This is a genomic window from Bradyrhizobium sp. SZCCHNS3052 (assembly GCF_032484495.1).
GTDB lineage: Bacteria > Pseudomonadota > Alphaproteobacteria > Rhizobiales > Xanthobacteraceae > Bradyrhizobium.
Window position 1 is genome coordinate 229,566 of sequence record NZ_JAUETB010000009.1, and the last position, 19,452, is coordinate 249,017.

Consider the following 19,452-nt stretch of genomic DNA (forward strand, 5'->3'; position numbering starts at 1 on the left):
CCACCTGGAACACGGGCGTGTATTCCGGATGCCGCGGGGGCTGGAGCGCCTCGACAAGATGCTCGAACGGCAGGTCCTGATGATCCTGCGCCGCAAGGACGGCCGTCTTCACCCGCTCGATCAACTCGGCCACAGCTAGACCGCCCGAGAGGTCGAGCCGCAGCGCCAGCATGTTGACGAAGAAGCCGGCCAGGCCTTCGAGCTCCGAACGCATCCGATTGGCGGTCGGCGTGCCGATGACGAGATCCTGCTGGCCGGCCAACCGCGACAGCACGAGGGCCCAGGCGGCCAGCACGATGACGAACGGGGTGGCGCCGAGCGCGATGCTCAATTGCCTGATATCGGCCGAAAGACCGTCGTCGATCTCGACAGGCACCGCGGCGCCGGCGTTGGATCGCGGTGCAGATCGCGCCCGGTCCGTCGGCAGTGCCAGCAAGGACGGCGCGTCGCGCAGCACGGCGGTCCAATGATCGAGCTGCCGCTGCAGCCGATCTGCCGTCAGCGAATGGCGCTGCCATGCTGCATAGTCCGGATACTGAATCGCCAGCGGCGGCAACGGATCATTGCCGCCTGCAACGAAGGCGGCATACAGCGCCGAGAGCTCGCGGACGATGACGCCCATCGACCATCCGTCGGAGATGATGTGATGCTGGCTGAGCAGAAGGACATGATCATCATCGCCCAGGTCGATCAAATGGCTGCGGATCAATGGACCCCGCGCAAGATCGAACGGCGCGCGCGTACACTCATTCAGCAGATCGGCCAGCCGCGTTTCGCGGTCCGGCCGCCCGCGAAGATCGTGCACCTCCAGCGGCAGGCTGGTGTCCGGCGGCAACAGCGCGACCCGCGGCTCGCCCTGCTCGGCGACGAAGACCGTCCGCAGCGCCTCGTGGCGGGAGAACAGCCGGTCGAGGCTGCGGCGCCATGCGCCGATGTCGAGCCGGCCGCGCAGCCGCAGCGCCACATCGATGTGATAGTTGGTACTTCCATTCTCGAGCTGGGCCAGCAGCCAGAGCTGCTGCTGCGCGAAGGAGAGCGGCAGCGAGCCCCCGCGATCGGCGATCGGGATCGTGTTTGTATCGCGTCTGGGGACATTGCGGCCGCGCTGTCGCGCGCGCGATGCCAACCGGCGCAGCGCCTCCGGATCGAGGTTGTGCAGAAGAGGCTGTCCTGATTGTCCGCTCATGATAGCTCCGCTGTCATCAGGTCCTCGAGTTCACCTTCGGCGAACTGCTGCTCGATCAGTCTGATGGAGAGGACGCGCGCGAACTCCGCCAATTCCGGATGAACGAACAGCTCGGACAATCGCATCGATGTGCCGAACTCCTGCGCGACACGGCTGAGCAGCCGTACTGCCAGCAGAGAGTGGCCGCCGAGATTGAAGAAGTGATCGCCCCGCCCGACCCGGTCGAGGCCGAGCAGCTCCGCCCAGATGCCGGCCAGCGTGATCTCGATCTCGCCGACCGGAGCTTGATAGTGGGCCCCCGCGTCGCCTTGTGAGGCCAGCGGCAGCGCCTTGCGGTCGACCTTGCCGTTCGGCGTCAGCGGCAGCCGCGGCAGCACGATGACGCGCAACGGCACCATGTAGTCCGGCAGCGCCGTCGCGAGCGCCGCGCGCAGCTCGCCGCCATCGAGCGCGCTCTCACTGCCGACATAGCCGATCAGGTTGCTACCGCCACCGACATCCTGCGCGACCACGACGCTGTCGCGGACGCCGGGCAGCGCGCGCAGCCGCGCCTCGATCTCGCCGAGCTCGATGCGATGCCCCCGTATCTTGACCTGGTGATCGGCGCGGCCGACATAGTCGAGCGCGCCATCGGCACGCCAGCGCGCCAGGTCGCCGGTCCGGTACAGCCGTGCACCGGGGCCGCCGAACGGATCCGGGATGAACCGTTCCGCGCTGAGCCCGGGCCGCTTCCAATAGCCGCGCGCCAGTCCCTCGCCGCCGATGAACAGTTCGCCGGCCACGCCGGGCGGCGCCAGATTGAGATTGGCGTCGAGCACGTAGAGCGTGGTATTGCCGATCGGACCGCCGAGCACCGGCATGGGATCATTGCAATCGAGCCGGTGGCGCGCAGACCACACCGTGGTCTCGGTCGGCCCATACATGTTCCAGACCTCGCCGCTCAGCGCGACGAGCCGCCGTGCCAGATCGGGAGCCAGCGCCTCGCCGCCGCTGAGCACGCGACAGCGACGAGGCAGCGCGGCGGCCTCGTCATGATCGAGCAGCATGCGCCAGCTCGACGGCGTCGCCTGGATCATGGTCACGCCGTGCCTGGCCACGATCGCCTTCAGCGCCGTCGGATCCTGCGCGGAGGCGCGGTCGGCCAGCACGATCCGTGCGCCCCGGGTCAGCGGCAGCCACAGCTCCAGCACCGCGATGTCGAACGACAGCGATGTCAATGCCAGCACGCGGTCGTCCGATGCGATCCCCGGCTGCTCGGCCATCGTCGCCAGAAAATTCGTCACTGCGCCGTGACGCACCATCACGCCCTTGGGCAGGCCGGTTGAGCCCGAGGTATAGATGACGTAGGCGAGGCTCTCCGGATGAATGGCGAGGTCGAGGTTACCGGCGTCGCCTCCATCGTCGATGCGATCGAGCAGCCAGGCTTCGGCTCCGCTGTCGGCCAGCGCGGGCGTGAACCGATCTTGCAGCTCAGCTTGCGTGAGCAGCAGTCTTGCGCCGCTGTCGCCGAGCATGTGGGCAAGACGCTCGGCCGGATAGTCCGGATCGAGCGGCAGGTAGGCGGCGCCGGCCTTCAGCACGGCGAGCAGCGCCACAATCATCTCGGCGTCGCGCTCCAGCGCCAGTCCAACCACGACATCGGCGCCGATCCCGCGCGCGCGCAGTCGCCGCGCCAGCCGGTTTGCCCGCGCATTCAGTTCGCCGTAGCTGATCCGGCGGTCGCCGCAGACGATCGCAACCGCGTCCGGGACGGCCTTCGCCCGCGCCTCGATCTGCGCCACGAGGCCAGGCGCCGCGCCGATCGACGACGGTCGGCGTGACGTCTCGCCGATCGCAGCTCCGCTCCAGCGCAGGACGCACGCCAGCGCCTCTCCGTCGACCATGCGAAGGCTGCCGGTCGGACGGGTAGCATCCGCCGAAATCCGCGTCAGCCAGTCTCGCAGCGACGCGCTCACCCGGCGAACCGCATGTTCGTCCAGTTGCGCGCGATCGTAGTTGAAGTCGAGGCGCAGGCCCTCGGGTCCATCGAACACGATGACCGCGATCGGATAGTTGGTCGGCGTCACGTGTTCGACCCGCCCGATCTGCGGCCCGGCACCGTCGCGCGCGGTGAGCGACTGATCGATCGGATAGTTCTCGAACACCATCAGGCTGTCGAACAGCGGCTGCCCGGCCCTGCCGGCCAGGCGCTGGATCTCGTGCAGCGGCAGCCACTCATAGTCGCGCGCCGCGACGCTCTGCGCCTGGAGGGCGCGCAGCCAGTCGCTGGTCGCGGTCTGCGGATGCGCGCGATCGATCAGCGGCAGCGTGTTGATGAAGAGGCCGACCATGTTCTCGGCGCCGGCAAGCTCGGCCGGACGGCCCGAGACCGCGACGCCAAAGCAGACCGCGCTTTGCCCGGTATATTGCCGCAGCAATTGGGCCCAGGTCCCCTGCAGCAGCGTATTCATCGTCATGCGCTGCTGCGTCGCGAACCGCCGCAGGCGAGCCGCGAGATCACCGTCCACGCGCAGCGTCAGCCGGCCATGGCCGCTCGCAGCGTCGATCGCGCGGCTCGCACGCAAGGCGTCGGCGAGCGGCGTGGGCTCGAAATCGCGCAGCGTCTCGCGCCAGAAATCAGCGGCTGCCGCCTGGTCGCGCGTCTGCAGCCAGGCGATGTAGTCGCGGTAGCCGCCTTGCGCCGCCGACGGCGCGGCGCCGCCGATCTGCTGCAGCACGTCGGCGAGCAGCCGCGCCGAGCTCCAGCCATCGATCACGATGTGATGATGCGTCCAGATCAGCCACAGCCTGTCTTCGCCGAGCCGGATCAGCCGCAGCCGCTGCAGCGGCGGCCGGGTAATGTCGAAGCCGAGTTCGCGCTCGCGCCGTGCCGCCTCCGCAAGCGCCGCATCGATCTCCGCCGCCGCAGCCCCGCCCGTGATACGGCTGCGCCAATCCTCGTCGACGACGGGCACGTCGAGCTGCCGGTAGACGATCTGCTGGGCTGCTCCGGACAATTGTTGCCAGGCGAACCCGGTCCGCAGCACGGCATGCCGCGCACTCGCCGCCTGCCATGCCGCACGCAACCGCGCCGGCGTCACACCTCGAAGCTCGATCGAGAGCTGGTTGACATAGACGTCATCAGCGCCGTCGCGCAGCGCATGGAACAGCAAGCCCTGCTGCATCGGCGACAGCGGGTAGATGTCCTCGACGGAGCGACAGTCGATGGTCGCGCAGAGCCGGTCGAGCGCCGCCTGATCGAGCCCCGCGAGCGGAACGTCGGACGGCGTGAGACCGCTGGCGCCGCCGAGGCAATGATCGACGAGACCATGCAGCGCCGCGCGATAGAGCTCGGCGAGCCGTTCCACGGTCGCGCGCCGATACCGCCGGCTTCCATAGCGGAAGCCGAGCCGCAGCCGCCCGTCACGCACCTCGCCGTTGATGCTGAGCCAGGCCCGCAACGGCGTGTCGGCGGCCCGCATCGGTCCCGGATTCTCCGCCGCGATCCGGTACGGCGCGGCCGCACCGAGCTGGCCGTCGAAGCGGCCGAGATAGTTGAAGACGATACGGGGGTTCGGCGTCGCTGCCAGCGCGTCGCGATGTTCTTTCGCGCCGAGATAACGCAGGACGCCATAGCCGAGCCCGCGATCGGGCATGGCGCGCAGCGTCTCCTTGACGCGGGTGATGAGCGCACGATCGGTCTCGCTGCCGCCGTCGAGACGCACCGGGAATGCGCTCGTGAACCAGCCCACCGTCCGCGTGAGATCGACGTCCGCGAAGACATCCTCGCGGCCGTGGCCCTCCAGCTCGATCACGACGCCTTCGATCCCGCTCCAGCTCCAGAGCGCGCGTGCCAGCGCGGCCAGCAGCAGGTCGTTGACCTGCGTGCGATAGGCCGCAGGCGCGGCATCGAGCAGCCGTTCAGTCAGCTCCGCCTCGAGGTTCAGCACGACCTCCTCGGCGTCGGCCTCGACGTCGGTGCCACCATGAGCGTCGTCACAGGGCAACTCACTGCCGCGGGAGGACGCGAGCCAGAACGGCAGTCCGCCTGCGAGCCGATCGGAGGCCGCATGCGCGCGCAGTCGCTGCGCCCAGGAAGACGGCGCGGAGCTCGTGGGCGGCAGGCTGACGGCGGCCGCCTGCCCCGCCACCTGTTCGTAGGCCGACGCGATGTCCTCGAGCAGGATCCGCCATGACACGCCATCGACGGCGAGATGATGGATGGCGACCAGCAGCCGCTGGCTGCCGTCGCGCATGTCGAATCCGACGGCGCGCAGCAGAGATCCCGATGCCAATGACAGGCTCGCCTGCGCCGCCGACGCGATCGCGCCGACGTCGGCCGGCTCGACTGCCGTGCGGAGCCAAAGCAGCTCAGGCGCAGCAGGCAGGTCGGACGGCACCGCCTGCCATTCACCCGCGATCCGCCGATACGTCATGCGAAGCGCATCGTGATGCCTCACGACGGCAGCGAGCGCCCGCTGCAGCACGCTCCAGTCGATCCGGTCCCGCGGGATCAGCAGCACCGCCTGGTTGAAGTGATCGCGGTTGGAGATTTCCTCGGCAAAGAAGCGCAATTGGATCGGCAGCAGCTCCGCAGCGCAGGCGTTCATTGCGTTGCGTGCTGCTGCCGGCGGCGTCATGGCCGGCGCGGAGGTGGTCGCAACCACGCCGGCCAGCGCCGCTATCGTCTGCTGCGCGAACATCTGCTTCGGCGTCAGCATGACGCCGCGCTTGCGCAGCCGTGCGATGATCTGCAGGCTGAGGATGGAGTCGCCGCCGAGCTCGAAGAAATTGTCATTGCGGCCGATCCGCTCGCGGCCCAGCACGTCCTGCCAGACGGCGGCGATGGCCTGCTCCACCGCGCCGGCCGGGGCGACATACGACAGCACGGCGTCCTCGTCCGGCTGCGGCAGCGCCGCGCGGTCGAGCTTGCCATTGGCGGTCAGCGGCAGCCGCTCGAGCACGACGATGCGCGACGGCACCATGTAGTCCGGCAGCATCGCCGAGAGTTGCTGCCGCAGCGCCTCCGGCTGCAACACGACGCCGGCCGCGGCGACGCAATAGGCCACGAGCTCCTGGCGTTCCTGCTCGGCGTCGACGGCGCGGGCCACGACGGCGGCATCGGCGACGCCGTTCAACGAGGAGACGGCGCGGCTGATCTCGGCCGGTTCGACGCGGTAGCCGCGCAGCTTCACCTGATCATCGCGTCGGCCCAGGAACACGATCCGGCCCGCTCGATCACAGCGCACCAAATCGCCGGTCCGGTAGAGGCGTTCGCCTGCAGGTCCGAACGGATCGGGAATGAAGCGCTCGGCCGTCTGTCCAGGCGCACCGCGATAGCCGCGCGCCAGCCCGGCGCCGCCCACATAGAGTTCACCGGCGACTCCGGCCGGGACGATATTCAACGCATCGTCGAGAACGTAGGCGCGCAGGTTCGCAAGCGGCAATCCGACCGGCAGCACACCTTTGGCTTCGGCGTCCGTCCACTCATGGGTCGTCACGCCGACCGTCGTCTCGGTCGGGCCGTAGTGATTGACGATCCGGCAGTGCGGCCGCAGCCGGCGGACCTCTTCGATCAAGCCGGGATCGCAGGCCTCGCCGCCAAGGACCAGCACGTCGCGCGGCAGAACGTCGGCCGAGCGCCGTGCCCGCAGCAAGCCGCGCAGATGGCTCGGCACGATCTTGAGGACGCCGACCTCGCCGTCGCGCATCGCTTGCGCAAACGCATCCGCATCGAAGGCGACATCGGCCGGCAGCAGATTCAAGGTCACGCCACTCGCAAGCGCGCCAAACAGCACGGTATGGCCGAGATCGGCGGCGACCGTCGAGACCATCGCCATGCCGGCGCCGGCGCGCGGCCGCAGCCGGGACAACAGCGCCTGAACGTAGTTGGCGAGCGCGCCGTGCGACACGGCGACGCCCTTGGGCGCACCGGTCGAGCCCGACGTGTAGATGATGTAGGCGGTCTGCGCCGGATGCGGCCGCGGGGCATCGAACGCGCCGGAGGACGCATCGCCGCGCAGTTCACCGTCGAGCGTATGACACTCGAGCGCCCTCGCCGCGGCCAAGTGCTCGCCGGTTGCGATCAGGATGCCGATCTCGCCGTCGCGAAGGATGCGATCGACGCGCGCCGCCGGCCATGCCGGATCGAGCGGCACTGCGGAGCCGCCCGCCTTGAGGACGCCGAGCAGCACCGCGACGAAGGCCGGCGACCGCTCGATCCACAGCGCCACCGGCGTCTCGTGCGTGACGCCGGCCGCGACGAGCATATGCGCGATGTGGTCCGACCAGCGCACGAGCTCGGCTGCGCTGACGGTGTCCCGTCCCTGGCGCAGCGCGATCCGATCATCGCGGCGTGCGAGCGCAATGCCGATCAGATCGAGGATGTCGGTCGCGGGGAAGCTCGTCGCCTCCGCCACGACGGTCTGCTCGACGCCGCGCGCGATCGCGAAGTCGCGCAGCGGCCGGTCGGTGCCGGCCGCGATCTGCCGCAGGAAATCGACGAGCTGGCTCCCGATCCGCGCGACCGTCGTCACGTCGAACAGATCGGTTGCGAAATTCAGGCTCGCATTCATGCCCGTCGGGCCGTCGACGATGTCGAGCGCGAGATCGAAATGCGAGCCGGCGAGATCGACGATGCGCGGCTGGGCGTGCAGGCCGTCGCCGAGCGCAGGTCCGGCAGGCGCGGCCATGTAGTTGAACTTGACCTGGAACAGCGGATTGTGGCCGCCGAAGCGGGTCGGCTTGAGCGCGTCGACGAGACGGTCGAACGGCAGATCCTGATGCGCCAGCCCGGAGATGACCTCCTCCTTCGCCCGCGCCAGCAGCTCGGCGAAGCTCATGCCGTCGGTCACGTCGGCCCGCAGCACCAGCGTATTGACGAAGCAGCCGATCAGCGACGCCAGCTCGGCCTGGCGGCGCCCGGCGACGGGCACGCCGACGCGCAGGTCGGAGCGGCCGGAGTAGCGGAACAGCAGCAGCTGATAGGCGGCGAGCAGCAGCATGAACATGCTGACGCGATGCTCCCTGGCGAGCGCGCGGAGCCTCAGCACCAGATCTGGCGCGATCTCCACGTGGATGGTGTCGCCGCGATAGCTCTGTACGGGCGGCCGCGGCCGGTCGAACGGCAATGCGAGCGGCGTATCCGCATCGCCGAGCCGCTCGCGCCAGTAGGAGAGCTGCTGCGCGGCCTCGGGGCCGGAGAGCCAATCCCGCTGCCATGCGGCGTAGTCGGCATATTGGATCGCGGACGGCGGCGGCAGCGCCCCTGCCCCGCGCCGGAGCCCGTCATAGAGCGCGGCGATCTCGGCCAGCAGCACGTCGAGCGAGAGCCCGTCGGCGACGATGTGATGCGCCGACAGCAGCAGTTCGTGGCGGTCGTCCGCGAGCTGCATCAGCACGGCGCGCAGCAGCGGGCCATTGACGAGATCGAACGGCCGCGCCAGCTCCTCGCGTGTCCGCGCCGCGACGCGCGACGCGCGCTCCGCCGCCGGGCTGCGCCGCAGATCCTCGACCGCGACGGGAATGTCCGGCGACGCATGGATGACCTGCACGACGCGGCCATCCGGGGCAGAGAAGGTGGTGCGCAGCGTCTCGTGGCGGGCGACGATTTCGGTCAGCGCCTGCACCAGCCGTGCTTGATCGAGCGGGCCGTCGAAATGCACCGTGCAAGCGATGGTGTAGGCCGTGCCGGCCGGATCCATGCTCCAGAGAAACCACAGCCGCTCCTGCGCGGGTGACAGCAGCTCGCGCAGCCCCGCCGGTGCGGGCTGCAGCGGCGGGAGCATTGTCGCGTCCGCGCCGGCCGCATCGATGAGCGCTGCGAGCGCGACGAGCGTCGGCGCATCGAAGAAGCCGCGCAGCGCGAGCTCGACCCCGAACTGCTCGCGCACCATCGCCGCGATCTGAGCGGCCGCGACCGAATTGCCGCCGAGCATGAAAAAGTCGTCGTTGCGGTCGACGGTCGCGCGCCGCAGCACATTCCGCCAGATCAGCGCAAGACGGCGTTCGGTCGCCGTCGCAAGCTTCGGTGACGGCGATGGGTCCGCCGCCTCGCGTCGCCGCTCGAACACCATGAAGCTATCGAGCGTGCCCTGCGCCCACCTGGCGCGGCAGGCGGACCGCTGCAGCTTGCCGCTGGTGGTCAGCGGCATGCCTTGCGGGTTCAGCAGCACGACCACCGCCGGATATTCCTGCGTCTGCCGCATGACCGAATCGCCGATCGCCTTGATCAGCACGTCGGCCGGCGTTCGCCGCAGTACCGCCCTGCCGAACTCGGCGGCGACGCCGATGCCTTCGACGCCATCGATCTCGACCGGGAAGGCCGCGACACGTCCCTTCCGCACCGAGGCCACCTCGGTCTCGACGGCCTGCTCCAGATCGAACGGATAGATGTTCTGGCCGCGGACGATCAGCAGATCCTTGAGCCTGCCGGTGACGACGAGATCGCCGTCGCGGACGAAGCCGAGATCGCCCGTCCGCAGCCAGCGCGCGCCATCGCGAAGGACGAATGTCTGCTGCGTCGCCTCGGGATTGTTCCAATAGCCCTGCGCGACGCTCGGACCTGCGACCCAGATTTCGCCGACCTCATTCGTCCCGGCGTCGGCGGACGCATCGACCCTCATGATGCGCACGGCATGGCCGTCCGCCACGGCGCCGCACGCCATCAGGTCCGTGCCCTCGCCGGCCTCCGCAACGCGGCCACCCGCGAGCGCCGCGGGATCGAGCGTGTGACAAACCGCCCGGCTCGCGCGGTCGCCCGCCGTCACCAACAAGGTCGCCTCGGCCAGGCCGTAGCACGGCGTCAGCGCGCGAGGATCGAGGCCCGCCGGCCGGAAGCGCGCGGCAAATCGATCCAGCGTCGCGCGGCGCACGAACTCCGAGCCGGAGAACGCGAACCGCCATCGGCTGAGGTCTAGGCGCGCGATCGCTTCGTCCGAGATCCGGTCCGCACAGAGCGCGAACGCGAAGTCCGGCCCGCCGCTGCAGGTGCCGCCGTGGCGATGGATGGCGTCGAGCCAGCGTCGCGGCTGCTCGAGGAAATTGCGCGGCGACATCAGCACCGCCGTGAAGCCCGTGAACAGCGGATTCAGCAATCCGCCCATCAATCCCATGTCGTGATAGAGCGGCAGCCAGCTGACGAAGACGTCGTCCCTGGTCCCGCCGAGCGCCGCTTCGATTGCGATCTCATTGGCGACCAGGTTCCGGTGAGTGACGCAGACTCCCTTCGGCTGCGACGTCGAACCCGACGTATATTGGAGGAAGGCGGTCGCATCGCCGTGCAAGTCCGTCTCGCGCCAGGATGCGGCGGCATCGACCGGCACCTCGTCGACGGCAATAACATGAGCATCGGTCTCGCCGACCGAAGCGACGACGGCGTCGCGAAGCCGCGCCTGGGTGAGAATGAGTCGTGGCGCCGCATCGCGCAGGATGCCATCGAGGCGGCTGGCGTAGCGCTCCTTGCCGGTCTCCGGCGGATAGGCCGGCACGGCAATGACCCCGGCATAGAGGCACGCGTAGAATGCGACGGCATAATCCGGACCGTTCGGCAGCAGAATCACGGCGCGCTCGCCGGCACGCGCGCGCTCCTGCAGATGCGCCGCAAGCGCGCGGATGCGCCGGTCCAGCGCAGCGAATTTCAGCTCGTGGACGACATCGTCGCCTTCGATGAAGCGCAGCGCCGGATGGTCAGCACGCGAGGCGGCATGCTCGCGGAGTCGTTCGACGAGGGTCTGTGTCGGCATTTTCCAAAGGTCCGATGACAACGTGAGGATCGATGCCGCAGGCTCAATTGACGCGATGGGCTTGCGCCATCGCGACGATCACCCTGCGCGGCCCCTTGAATGGCTCGCGCGCGTGCGCCGTCAGCATGTTGTCGAGCATGACGACGTCGCCGGTCTGCCAGGGAAAGACGATCTTGTGCCGGTCGAGCACGGCTCTGACCGTGGCCAGCGTCTCGTCCTCGATCGGCGCGCCGTCGCCGTAGAACGCATTGCGCGGCAGCTCGAGCGGATCGCCGACGATGTCGAGAAGACTTTCCCGAACCTCGGGCGCGAGGCTGGAGACGTGGAACAGATGCGCCTGATTGAACCACACCATGTCCCCGGTCACGGGATGCACCGCCGTCCCCTGGCAGACCTGCCGCGTCCGTAGCTCGTCGCCATCCTTCCATTCGCAGGCGATTGCATGGGAGGCGCAATAGGCCTCGACCTCGGCCTTCGACTCCGTGCCGAACACCTGTCGCCAGTCGACATCGAGTCCACTGCCGTAGTTGCGGACATACATGACGCCCCGCTCGGCGAAGCGGTTACGGATCGCGGCCGGCATGTCGCGATGGATCGACCGGCTGTCGGCGACCGGCGTCTCACCGCCCTGCTGTGCCGCCTGCTCGCAATAGAACCAGATCTTCATCGGCCAGTCGCGCGTATAGGCCTGCTCGTTGTGCAGCGGGATGCTCTGGTGCGGCGGATATTCGGTCGAGGTGTAGACGCCGGCGCTGACCTGCGATCGGGGCGTCGAGCCGAAATCATAGGACAGCAGCGGATGGCCGAAGCTCGCGGCGAAGCTCCTGAACGCCTCGGCGCCGTCGAGATGGAAGCCACGGAAGAGAATTCCGCCGCACGCATAGAGCTGGCGCTCGATCATGTCGCGGACCTCGCTGACGGCCTCCATCAGCGGCTGCTGCCTGCGGCTGGCCCGCAGAAGGAACGGTAGCGATTCTTGTTCTATTTTAGATTGTATTGCGAACATGACTTCTCCCCGTCTCCCGTCGATTTCAGCATCGAAGTTTCTTCACCGGCCGGCTTTTCCGGCTGGGTCGTGCTTTCGGCACGCCGCTCAAGGCCCCGCGCGAGCAACGGCGAGTCCCGGCCATGCCCGACGTGCCAGCAATGCGGCAACGAGCTTCAGCAGATCCGCCTGTCGGCTATGGATGAAGAAGTGGTCGCCCGGCAGCATGTCGCGACCGAACGCGCCGGAGGTCTCGGCCCGCCACGCCTCCAGTGCCTCGGCACGCGTCTCGTCGAAATCTCCGCCAAACACGTGCAGCGGACACGGCAAGGGCCGACGCCGCCGATAGACGTAGTTCCCGCACATCAGGAAATCGGCCCGCAGGATCGGCAGCGTGCCGCGCATGATCTCCATGCTCTGCAACGCCTCCGGCGGCGTGCCGTTCAGCCTGAGAAGCTCTTCGCGCAATGCGTCGTCACCGAGCGGCTCGCGCCAGCGGCTGCCGTCGCGCACGGCCGGCGCCTCCGTTCCGGACACGAGCAGCATCTGCGGCTTTGGCGCGCCGAGCGCGAGCAGCCTGTGCGCCAGCTCGAAGGCGAGCAAGCCGCCGAGGCTGTGCCCGAACAGGACGTAAGGCTCCGCCAACGGCGTCCCGATCAGTTCGGACGCGAGCTGATCGGCCAATGCTGCCGCGTCCGTTTGCAGCGGCTCGTCCATCCGCGCGCCCCGTCCGGGCAGCTCCAGCGGCACGATTTCGATCCAGGACGGAAGAGCTCTCCTCCAGCGCGCATAGACCATGGCGCTGCCGCCGGCATAGGGCAAACAGATCAGCCGCATGGCATCCAGCCTCCTTCGCTTCAGGATTCGGCAGAGGCCTGGGCGTTCTCCTGCATGAATTTCCGCAGCGAGAGCGGCCGCATGTCGGTCCACACCTGTTCGATATGGTCCAGACACTCCTTCTTGCTCCCGGTCACGCCGACGGCCGTCCACCCGTTCGGGATGTCCTTGAACGTTGGCCAGATCGAATATTGCTCTTCGTGATTCACGACGACGGTGAAGGTGACGTCATCTCTGTCGAAGACCATCATGCCCGGCTACTCCTACTAACAAACGACGTTGATGAACTACGAGTAATGCAGTTGATAATGACAGTCAAAAGGATACCGCCGATCGAAGTTTTTAATCTCTCCAAGGTGACACGTAGGTGACGATTCAACATCAGGATGCATCGGCTCCAACGAGATGATTTGCTGACCCGATCGCGTTGTAACCGCGGATATGATCACGCCTCAACGCGATCGATGAGTTACGCAAATCTTTATCAGATTGGAATTGAACGCCGTCCGCATCGCTCAGACTAACAAGGCCGCCGCACAATGGTCATGCGGCGGCCTCATCATCGCCAACGCGTATCGACGTCCTAGAAATTGAACGTCGTGGAAACGAGATAGGTGCGCGGCGCCCCCAGGGTGATCACACCGCTATAGGCCGACGCCCAATACGCCTTGTCGAATACATTCTCGACGCTCGCCCGCAGAACGATCGGCTTGCCGTTCCAGGGCGAGGTGAAGGTGTAGCGGGCGCCCAGGTCGACGCGTGTCCAATCCGGCAGCGAGAGTTTGTTGGCCGCGTCGACATATTGTGCACCGGTGTAGACGACTCGCCCCGTCAGCGTCAGATCCCGCACGAACGGTGTATCCCACTCGGCGCCGAGATTCACGGTGAGCTCGGGCACGCCGATCGCCCGCTTGCCGTCCGTCAGGCCGCCCGAAGTCTTCTCCTGCACGCCGTGAATATACGCCACGCCCCCCAACAGCCGCAGCGTCGGCGTGACCTCGCCGAATACGTTGAACTCGGCGCCCGTATTTCGCTGCCGGCCATTCAGCTCTTGAGTCAGCACTCCCCCTGAACTCGTGGTAATCACGCTCGGGCGTGAGATATCGAATGCGCTGACCGTGGTCGTGATTCGGCCGAAGTCGACCTTGATGCCGGTCTCGACCTGCTTGGTCTGCCCTGGCGGGAAGACCGTGCCGCTGTTGGCATAGCCGGCGGCAACGACGGTCGGGGTCTGCAGGCCCTCGATGTAGTTGGCATACAGCGACACAAACTCGACGGGCTTGACCACGAGCGCATAGGCTGGCGTCCACACCGAGGTGTCCTCGAACGGGCGGCTCGATGCTGGAGTAACGAGATTCGTGACTTCCGTTCCCGCCGTTTGTCTGCGCACACCGACGGTCAGTTGAATCCGCTTGTTCAGCAGCGACATCGTGTCGGAGACGCCGATGCTCCAGAGATTTGCGCCGACGGTCTGATTGGCCTGGAGCGTCGGAAAGCTTGGCAACGCGATGTTGGTCGGCTCGCTGTAAAGGCTCCAGTTGGGCATCTTGCCGGAGACCACCTGCTGGGTATAGGTGCGGTCGGTGATGGAGTAGCCGACATTGACGGCATGGTTGATCGGGCCGGTATCGGCGGTCATGCGCAGGCCAGCCTCCCCGGCGTACGTCTTGTACGTCTCGCTTCCCGTTCCAGGAGTCCCGGACAACAGGCCAGCGTTGCTCGAGAGGACCGGCGACGGATAACGGTAGTTGATGTTGCTGTCGTGATAGCCGAATCCGGCATAGGCGGTGATACGATCGTTGAGATCGACTTCGCCTTTCACCGTCGAGAAGAAATCGGTCGGCGCATAATACGCCCACGGCACCTGGAAATTGGTGCCGGACGACGGTGGCGACGGAATGCTGGTGACAGCAGTACCCACGCCGAAGAATCGCAGCGGCGGATTCAGCTTGTCCGCCTGATAGCCGACATCGGCATCGATTCGGACATTCTCGCCATGATAGTCGACGGCGAGGTGGGCGTTGCCGAACTCGTCGGTCTGCCGGTTCCAGGGGGTATCGCCGTTCGAATACTTGCTGTTCAGCCGTACGCCCCACTCCTTGTGCTCGCCATAGCGGCGGCCGACGTCGATCTGCTCGCCGAATTGCGTCTTGGACGCATAGGTCGCCGTTAGCTGCGTGATGTCGGTGTCGAGCGCGTGCTTGGTGACGAGATTGACGCTACCGCCGACCGCGCCGCCGCTTGAGGCGCCAGTGCCGCCGACCGTCATGCCGTTGAGCAGAGCCGCCGGCCCCTTCAGCAATTCGACCCGTTCGATGAAGTTGGCGCCCGTCGAATAATACGGCGCGATGCCGGCGAGGCCATTCAGCGCGTAGTCGCCGCTGTCGTAGTAGAAGCCGCGGATGAACAGGCTGTCGGCGCCGCCGCCGGCGGCTTGGATCGTTCGCACCGAGGGATCATTGATCAGCACGTCGCGGATCGTGCGCGCCTGCTGGTTCTGGATCAACTGCGAGGTGAAGCTCGTCTGGTTGAAGGGCGTGTTCATGACGCCGCGGTTGCCCAGCAGCCCGAGGCCGCCGCCGCTCGCGACCTGGCCGCCGGCATAGGGCGACGGCGGCGCGCCGACCGTTCCTGTCGACGGCGTCACATAGGCCACCGGGGCGGTCGGCGGCAGGTTGCGCGGAGCGACGCGGCGCTGCTGAGCGGTCCGCGTCGCGGTCGTCTGCGGTCTCGAGGCGGTCTGCCGGACTTTCGGCTTCGGCGCGTCGACGGTCACATCGGGGAGCTTGGTCTGCGCAAACGCCGATTGAACGCCTCCGACATTCAGCGTGAGCGCCAATGAGCTCACAAGTCCCAACGACATCGTCAATCCAATGTCTTTATCCCAAATGCGACAGACCATCCTGACACCCCGATCATTCCAAGTTCCAACTCGGCTCGTCGGTGGTCCTAACACACAGGTATTTGAGGATGGCGTCGCGCGACGTAGAACTCGTCTAACGAGCGACAGCTTCGCCGAATCGATCAGCTCAATAGGTTGTCGCTACTACGAGATTCTTCTCCCTCCGCTTCTTTGAAGCCTTCAAAAGAAGCGCATGTCGCGGGGAAGAGCGATGCGATCGCGTCGGCTGATACAACTCACGACACCGATCGTCTCGAACTCATCGAAATAATTTCGATCAATCGTACGATGATAACTAATCACATTGCCACTTTTGAATCAATCTTTGCTTTCAAATGCGCCACATCTCCGCCGCGCCACGCGCAGATCGGAGAAGGCATCGAGACATTTGTATCTGCTTGTTTCCAGGCCGGAGCGACGCCGCTCGCGTCGGCGCTCGCTGCGCGAGATCGATCGCGCGCAGCCGACGCAGCGTGCTGCCATCGCGATGACGCGTCGCGCGAGAGAAGACACGTAAGACAAGAGATGCGTGGGATCGTTGGCTGGCCGAGCGCGTAGTCCAGCAGCGCGGATCGAGATCAATGATGCGGGCTATCTTCCGCCGACCGGCGGCGGACGTCAGCGCTCAGAGCGGCCTATCCTGCGTCCCGGCCCGAGCGCCTTGCGCTTCGGCCTTCGCGCCGCGGCTCCGTCTCGTGCCGTAGGCGAGCGACAGCAGAATCGGAATCGACAGTCCGAGCCAGCACAGCGCGTCCCAGAGCCCGTCGCCGAACAGTCCGAAGGCGAGCCCGGCTGCGGCAACCAGACCGATCAGCAGCGGCGCACGAAACACCTGCCAGGTCGAGAGTTGCGCGGCGCGGGCAGATGGCCTCGCCGATGCCGCGGAGGAGCTCATGGCGACACCACCGCAGGCGCTGCCGATGTCACGACGCCGGACACCTTCCTGCGGAAGCCCCGCCGCTTGGCGGCCCACAGATAGAGTCCGCTGCACAGCACGACGATCGTGATGAGATCGAGAACGGCCCAGATGATCTTCAGCGGCAACCCGCCGTAGTCACCGAAATGCAGCGGCCGCGATACCTGCAACGCGGTGAGATACCAGGCGAGCTCGGGCGCGACCATCTTGCTGCTGTCCTGGGCATCGACCAGGACCGGCTTGAACATGCGCGCAGTAAACGGCGTGCGGCCCTTGGTCCAGATCATCAGATGCTGCGGGCTGCCGAACCGCGTCGTCGTCGGCAAGGTGATGGACGTCACCAGCCGGTCCGGAAACGCGGTGCGGACGGCGCCAACGGCGGCCTCGACCGATTTCGCTTCCGCCAGCGGCTTGCCCTGATAGGGCGCGAGCAGTGCCGGCATGGTCTTCGCGCGCCAGAGGTCGAACAGCGGCACCGCCAGCGTGTTGATGGTGCCGGTCAAGCCGACCGCGAGCGCCCAGCTCACCGTGACGATACCGAGCAGATTGTGCAGGTCGAGCCATTTGAGCCGCGCCGAGCGATCCCGCACCGTGCCGAACTGCAGGCGACGCATGAACGGCCAGTATACGACGACGCCCGAGACGATGGACGCTGAGAACACCAGTCCCATCAGTCCGAGAAAGAGCTCGCCCGGCAGGCCGGTGAACATGTCGCGGTGGATGCGCAGGATCACGTCCATGACGTCCTGATGCGGCGCTTCCTCGCCGAGAACGACGCCGGTGCGCGCATCCACGGTGAGCCGATGAAACTGCCCAGGCACCGGAATGGCGGTCGGCGACATCGCGACCACGATCAGCGGCTCCGCCTGCTTCAGGCTCACGAACAGCGCATGCTGCTCCGGCAACTGCTGCTTGGCCGCCGCGATCAGGCGGTCGAGCGGCAACAGCGGCGTGTCGGCCGGCATCGCCGGCGCAGCGATCTCATCCTCGAAGAGATGATCGATCTCCTCATGGAAGATCAGCGGAAGCCCGGTCAGGCACAGCATCAGCAGAAAGATCATGCTGATCAGCGACGTCCACGTGTGAACCTGAACCCACAGCCGCATGCGCCCGAACCCACCCTTCGTCATCGACGTTGCACGTGATGAGCCGAACGTCCGGCAAGAGAAGGGCCGCAGCAAACTGAATCGGTCTAAAGCCGTTGGAATTTCTTTAAGGTAGCGCGCCTGTCCGCCGCAACCAGCGGAGCTGCAACGTGAATTTCGATCGCACCTCGCACCGTCGGTGCTCACGGACGGCGCGTGTCGCCGCCGTGAGGGCGCGCGCCGAAGTCGCCCTTGCGCGATGCCCGGATACATATGGAATCGCTTCCGCGTGGCCGCGCGGAATACGACCGGCTCTGGCTGCATCCGACGATGCGCCAGGGGCCGGGCCGCAAACGCCGTCTCAGAATGGATAGTGCCGTTCGCCGGTCTGCACCGTGATCCAGCGCAGCTCGGTGAACTCGTCGATCGCGGCCTTGCCGCCGAAGCGGCCATAGCCCGAGGCCTTGACGCCGCCGAACGGCATCTGCGGCTCATCATGCACCGTCGGCGCGTTGACGTGGCAGATGCCGGACTCGATTCGCTTGGCGACAGCGAGCGCGCGGGCGATGTCGCGGCCGAACACCGCCGACGACAGGCCATATTCGGTGTCGTTGGCGACGCGCACGGCTTCGTCGACGCCGCTGACGCGCACGATGGTGACGACGGGACCGAAGCTCTCCTCGCCATAGATGCGCATCGCCGGCGTGACGTGATCGACGATGGTCGCGGGCATGATCGTGCCGCTGCCGCGGCCGCCGGCGGCCAACACGGCACCCTTGGCCACCGCGTCCTCGATCAGGCCGCCGACACGGTCGCAGGCGGCGGCGCTGACCAGCGAGCCCAGCACCACATCGCCCTTGCGCGGATCTCCGTAAGGCAGGCTGTTGGCCTTGGCCGCGAACTTTGCGACGAATTCATCCGCCACCCTGTCGTCGACCACGATGCGCTCGGTCGACATGCAGATCTGGCCCTGGTTCATGAAGGCGCCGAACGCGGCGGCATTCACCGCGGCGTCGAGGTCGGCATCGTCGAGAACGACCAGCGGCGCCTTGCCGCCGAGCTCGAGCAGCGCGCGCTTCAATTGCCTGGCACAGGCCATGGCGATGAGACGGCCGACGCGGGTCGAGCCGGTGAAGTTGACGCGCCGGATCGCGGGATGGGCGATCAGCGCCTCGACCACGGCCTGCGCATCCTCGGGCGCGTTGGTCACGACGTTGACGACGCCGTCGCCGAGACCGCCTTCGGCCAGGCACGCGCCGATCAGCCGGTGCACGCCCGGGCTCATCTCCGAGGCCTTCAGCACCACGGTGTTGCCGCAGGCGAGCGGCATCGCCACCGAGCGGACACCGAGGATGACCGGCGCATTCCACGGCGCGATGCCGAGCACGACGCCGACCGGCTGGCGATGCGCCAGCGCAATGTTGTCGGGCACGTCGGTCGGGATCACCTCGCCCGCGATCTGCGTCGTCATCGCCGCGGCCTCGCGCAGCATGCCCTCGGCGAGATGCACGTTGAAGCCGGCCCAGCCCGCCGTGGCGCCGGTCTCGGCCATCATCAGCGCGATGAACTCCGGGGCGTTGCGCGCCAGCGCATCCGCAGCCGCATTGAGCCGCTTGCGGCGCTCGCCCGGGCCGAGCCGGGACCACGCCGGAAACGCCGCCGCGGCGGCATCGGCGGCGCGCAGCGCGTCATCGATCGACGCCGCCGCAACGATGGTTGCGATCTCGCCGCTGATCGGATTGAGCCGCTGGAAGGTGCGCTGATTGGTGGCGGACTGGTCCTTGCCGCCAATCAGGAGATTGATCGCGTTCATGGGGCG

9 protein-coding genes (1 of these 9 cut by a window edge) are annotated in these 19,452 nt (G+C 67.1%); all 9 read right to left on the reverse strand.

Annotation, left to right across the window (positions count from 1 at the left end):
- Positions 1–1,186, reverse strand: partial view of a non-ribosomal peptide synthetase gene (locus QX073_RS25085; protein ID WP_316226552.1) — the 5' end (the start) only. It extends 5,405 nt beyond the left edge of the window; only the first 1,186 of its 6,591 coding nucleotides appear in the window; it begins with the start codon at positions 1,184–1,186; its stop codon lies off the left edge, out of view.
- Complete coding sequence (locus tag QX073_RS25090; RefSeq protein WP_316226553.1) at positions 1,183–10,908, reverse strand: non-ribosomal peptide synthetase; 9,726 nt, start codon at positions 10,906–10,908, stop codon at positions 1,183–1,185. The genes QX073_RS25085 and QX073_RS25090 overlap by 4 nt, the downstream gene beginning before the upstream one ends.
- A 43-nt stretch (positions 10,909–10,951) precedes the next feature.
- Entirely contained in the window at positions 10,952–11,836 is an 885-nt protein-coding gene (locus QX073_RS25095; protein ID WP_316195241.1) for a TauD/TfdA family dioxygenase, read from the reverse strand.
- A gap of 165 nt (positions 11,837–12,001) precedes the next feature.
- Positions 12,002–12,730 carry a thioesterase II family protein gene (locus QX073_RS25100; protein ID WP_316195243.1) on the reverse strand — a complete coding sequence of 243 codons (729 nt, stop codon included), beginning with the start codon at positions 12,728–12,730 and terminating at the stop codon, positions 12,002–12,004.
- A 20-nt stretch (positions 12,731–12,750) separates the two neighbouring features.
- Positions 12,751–12,981 carry an MbtH family protein gene (locus QX073_RS25105; protein WP_315717422.1) on the reverse strand — a complete coding sequence of 77 codons (231 nt, stop codon included), beginning with the start codon at positions 12,979–12,981 and terminating at the stop codon, positions 12,751–12,753.
- Positions 12,982–13,313: 332 nt separating this feature from the next.
- The gene (locus tag QX073_RS25110; RefSeq protein ID WP_315717421.1) at positions 13,314–15,593 is read right to left on the reverse strand and encodes a TonB-dependent receptor; all 2,280 of its coding nucleotides are present in this window, start codon (positions 15,591–15,593) and stop codon (positions 13,314–13,316) included.
- A 664-nt stretch (positions 15,594–16,257) separates the two neighbouring features.
- Positions 16,258–16,527, reverse strand: coding sequence for a hypothetical protein (locus tag QX073_RS25115; protein WP_316202738.1), 270 nt, complete (start codon positions 16,525–16,527; stop codon positions 16,258–16,260).
- Positions 16,524–17,654: a PepSY-associated TM helix domain-containing protein gene (locus QX073_RS25120; RefSeq protein WP_316195268.1), complete on the reverse strand. Its 1,131-nt coding sequence runs from the start codon at positions 17,652–17,654 to the stop codon at positions 16,524–16,526. The genes QX073_RS25115 and QX073_RS25120 overlap by 4 nt, the downstream gene beginning before the upstream one ends.
- Before the next feature lie 340 nt (positions 17,655–17,994).
- On the reverse strand, positions 17,995–19,446 hold the full coding sequence (locus QX073_RS25125; RefSeq protein ID WP_315827771.1) for an aldehyde dehydrogenase: 1,452 nt from the start codon (positions 19,444–19,446) through the stop codon (positions 17,995–17,997).
- Positions 19,447–19,452 lie beyond the last annotated feature (6 nt).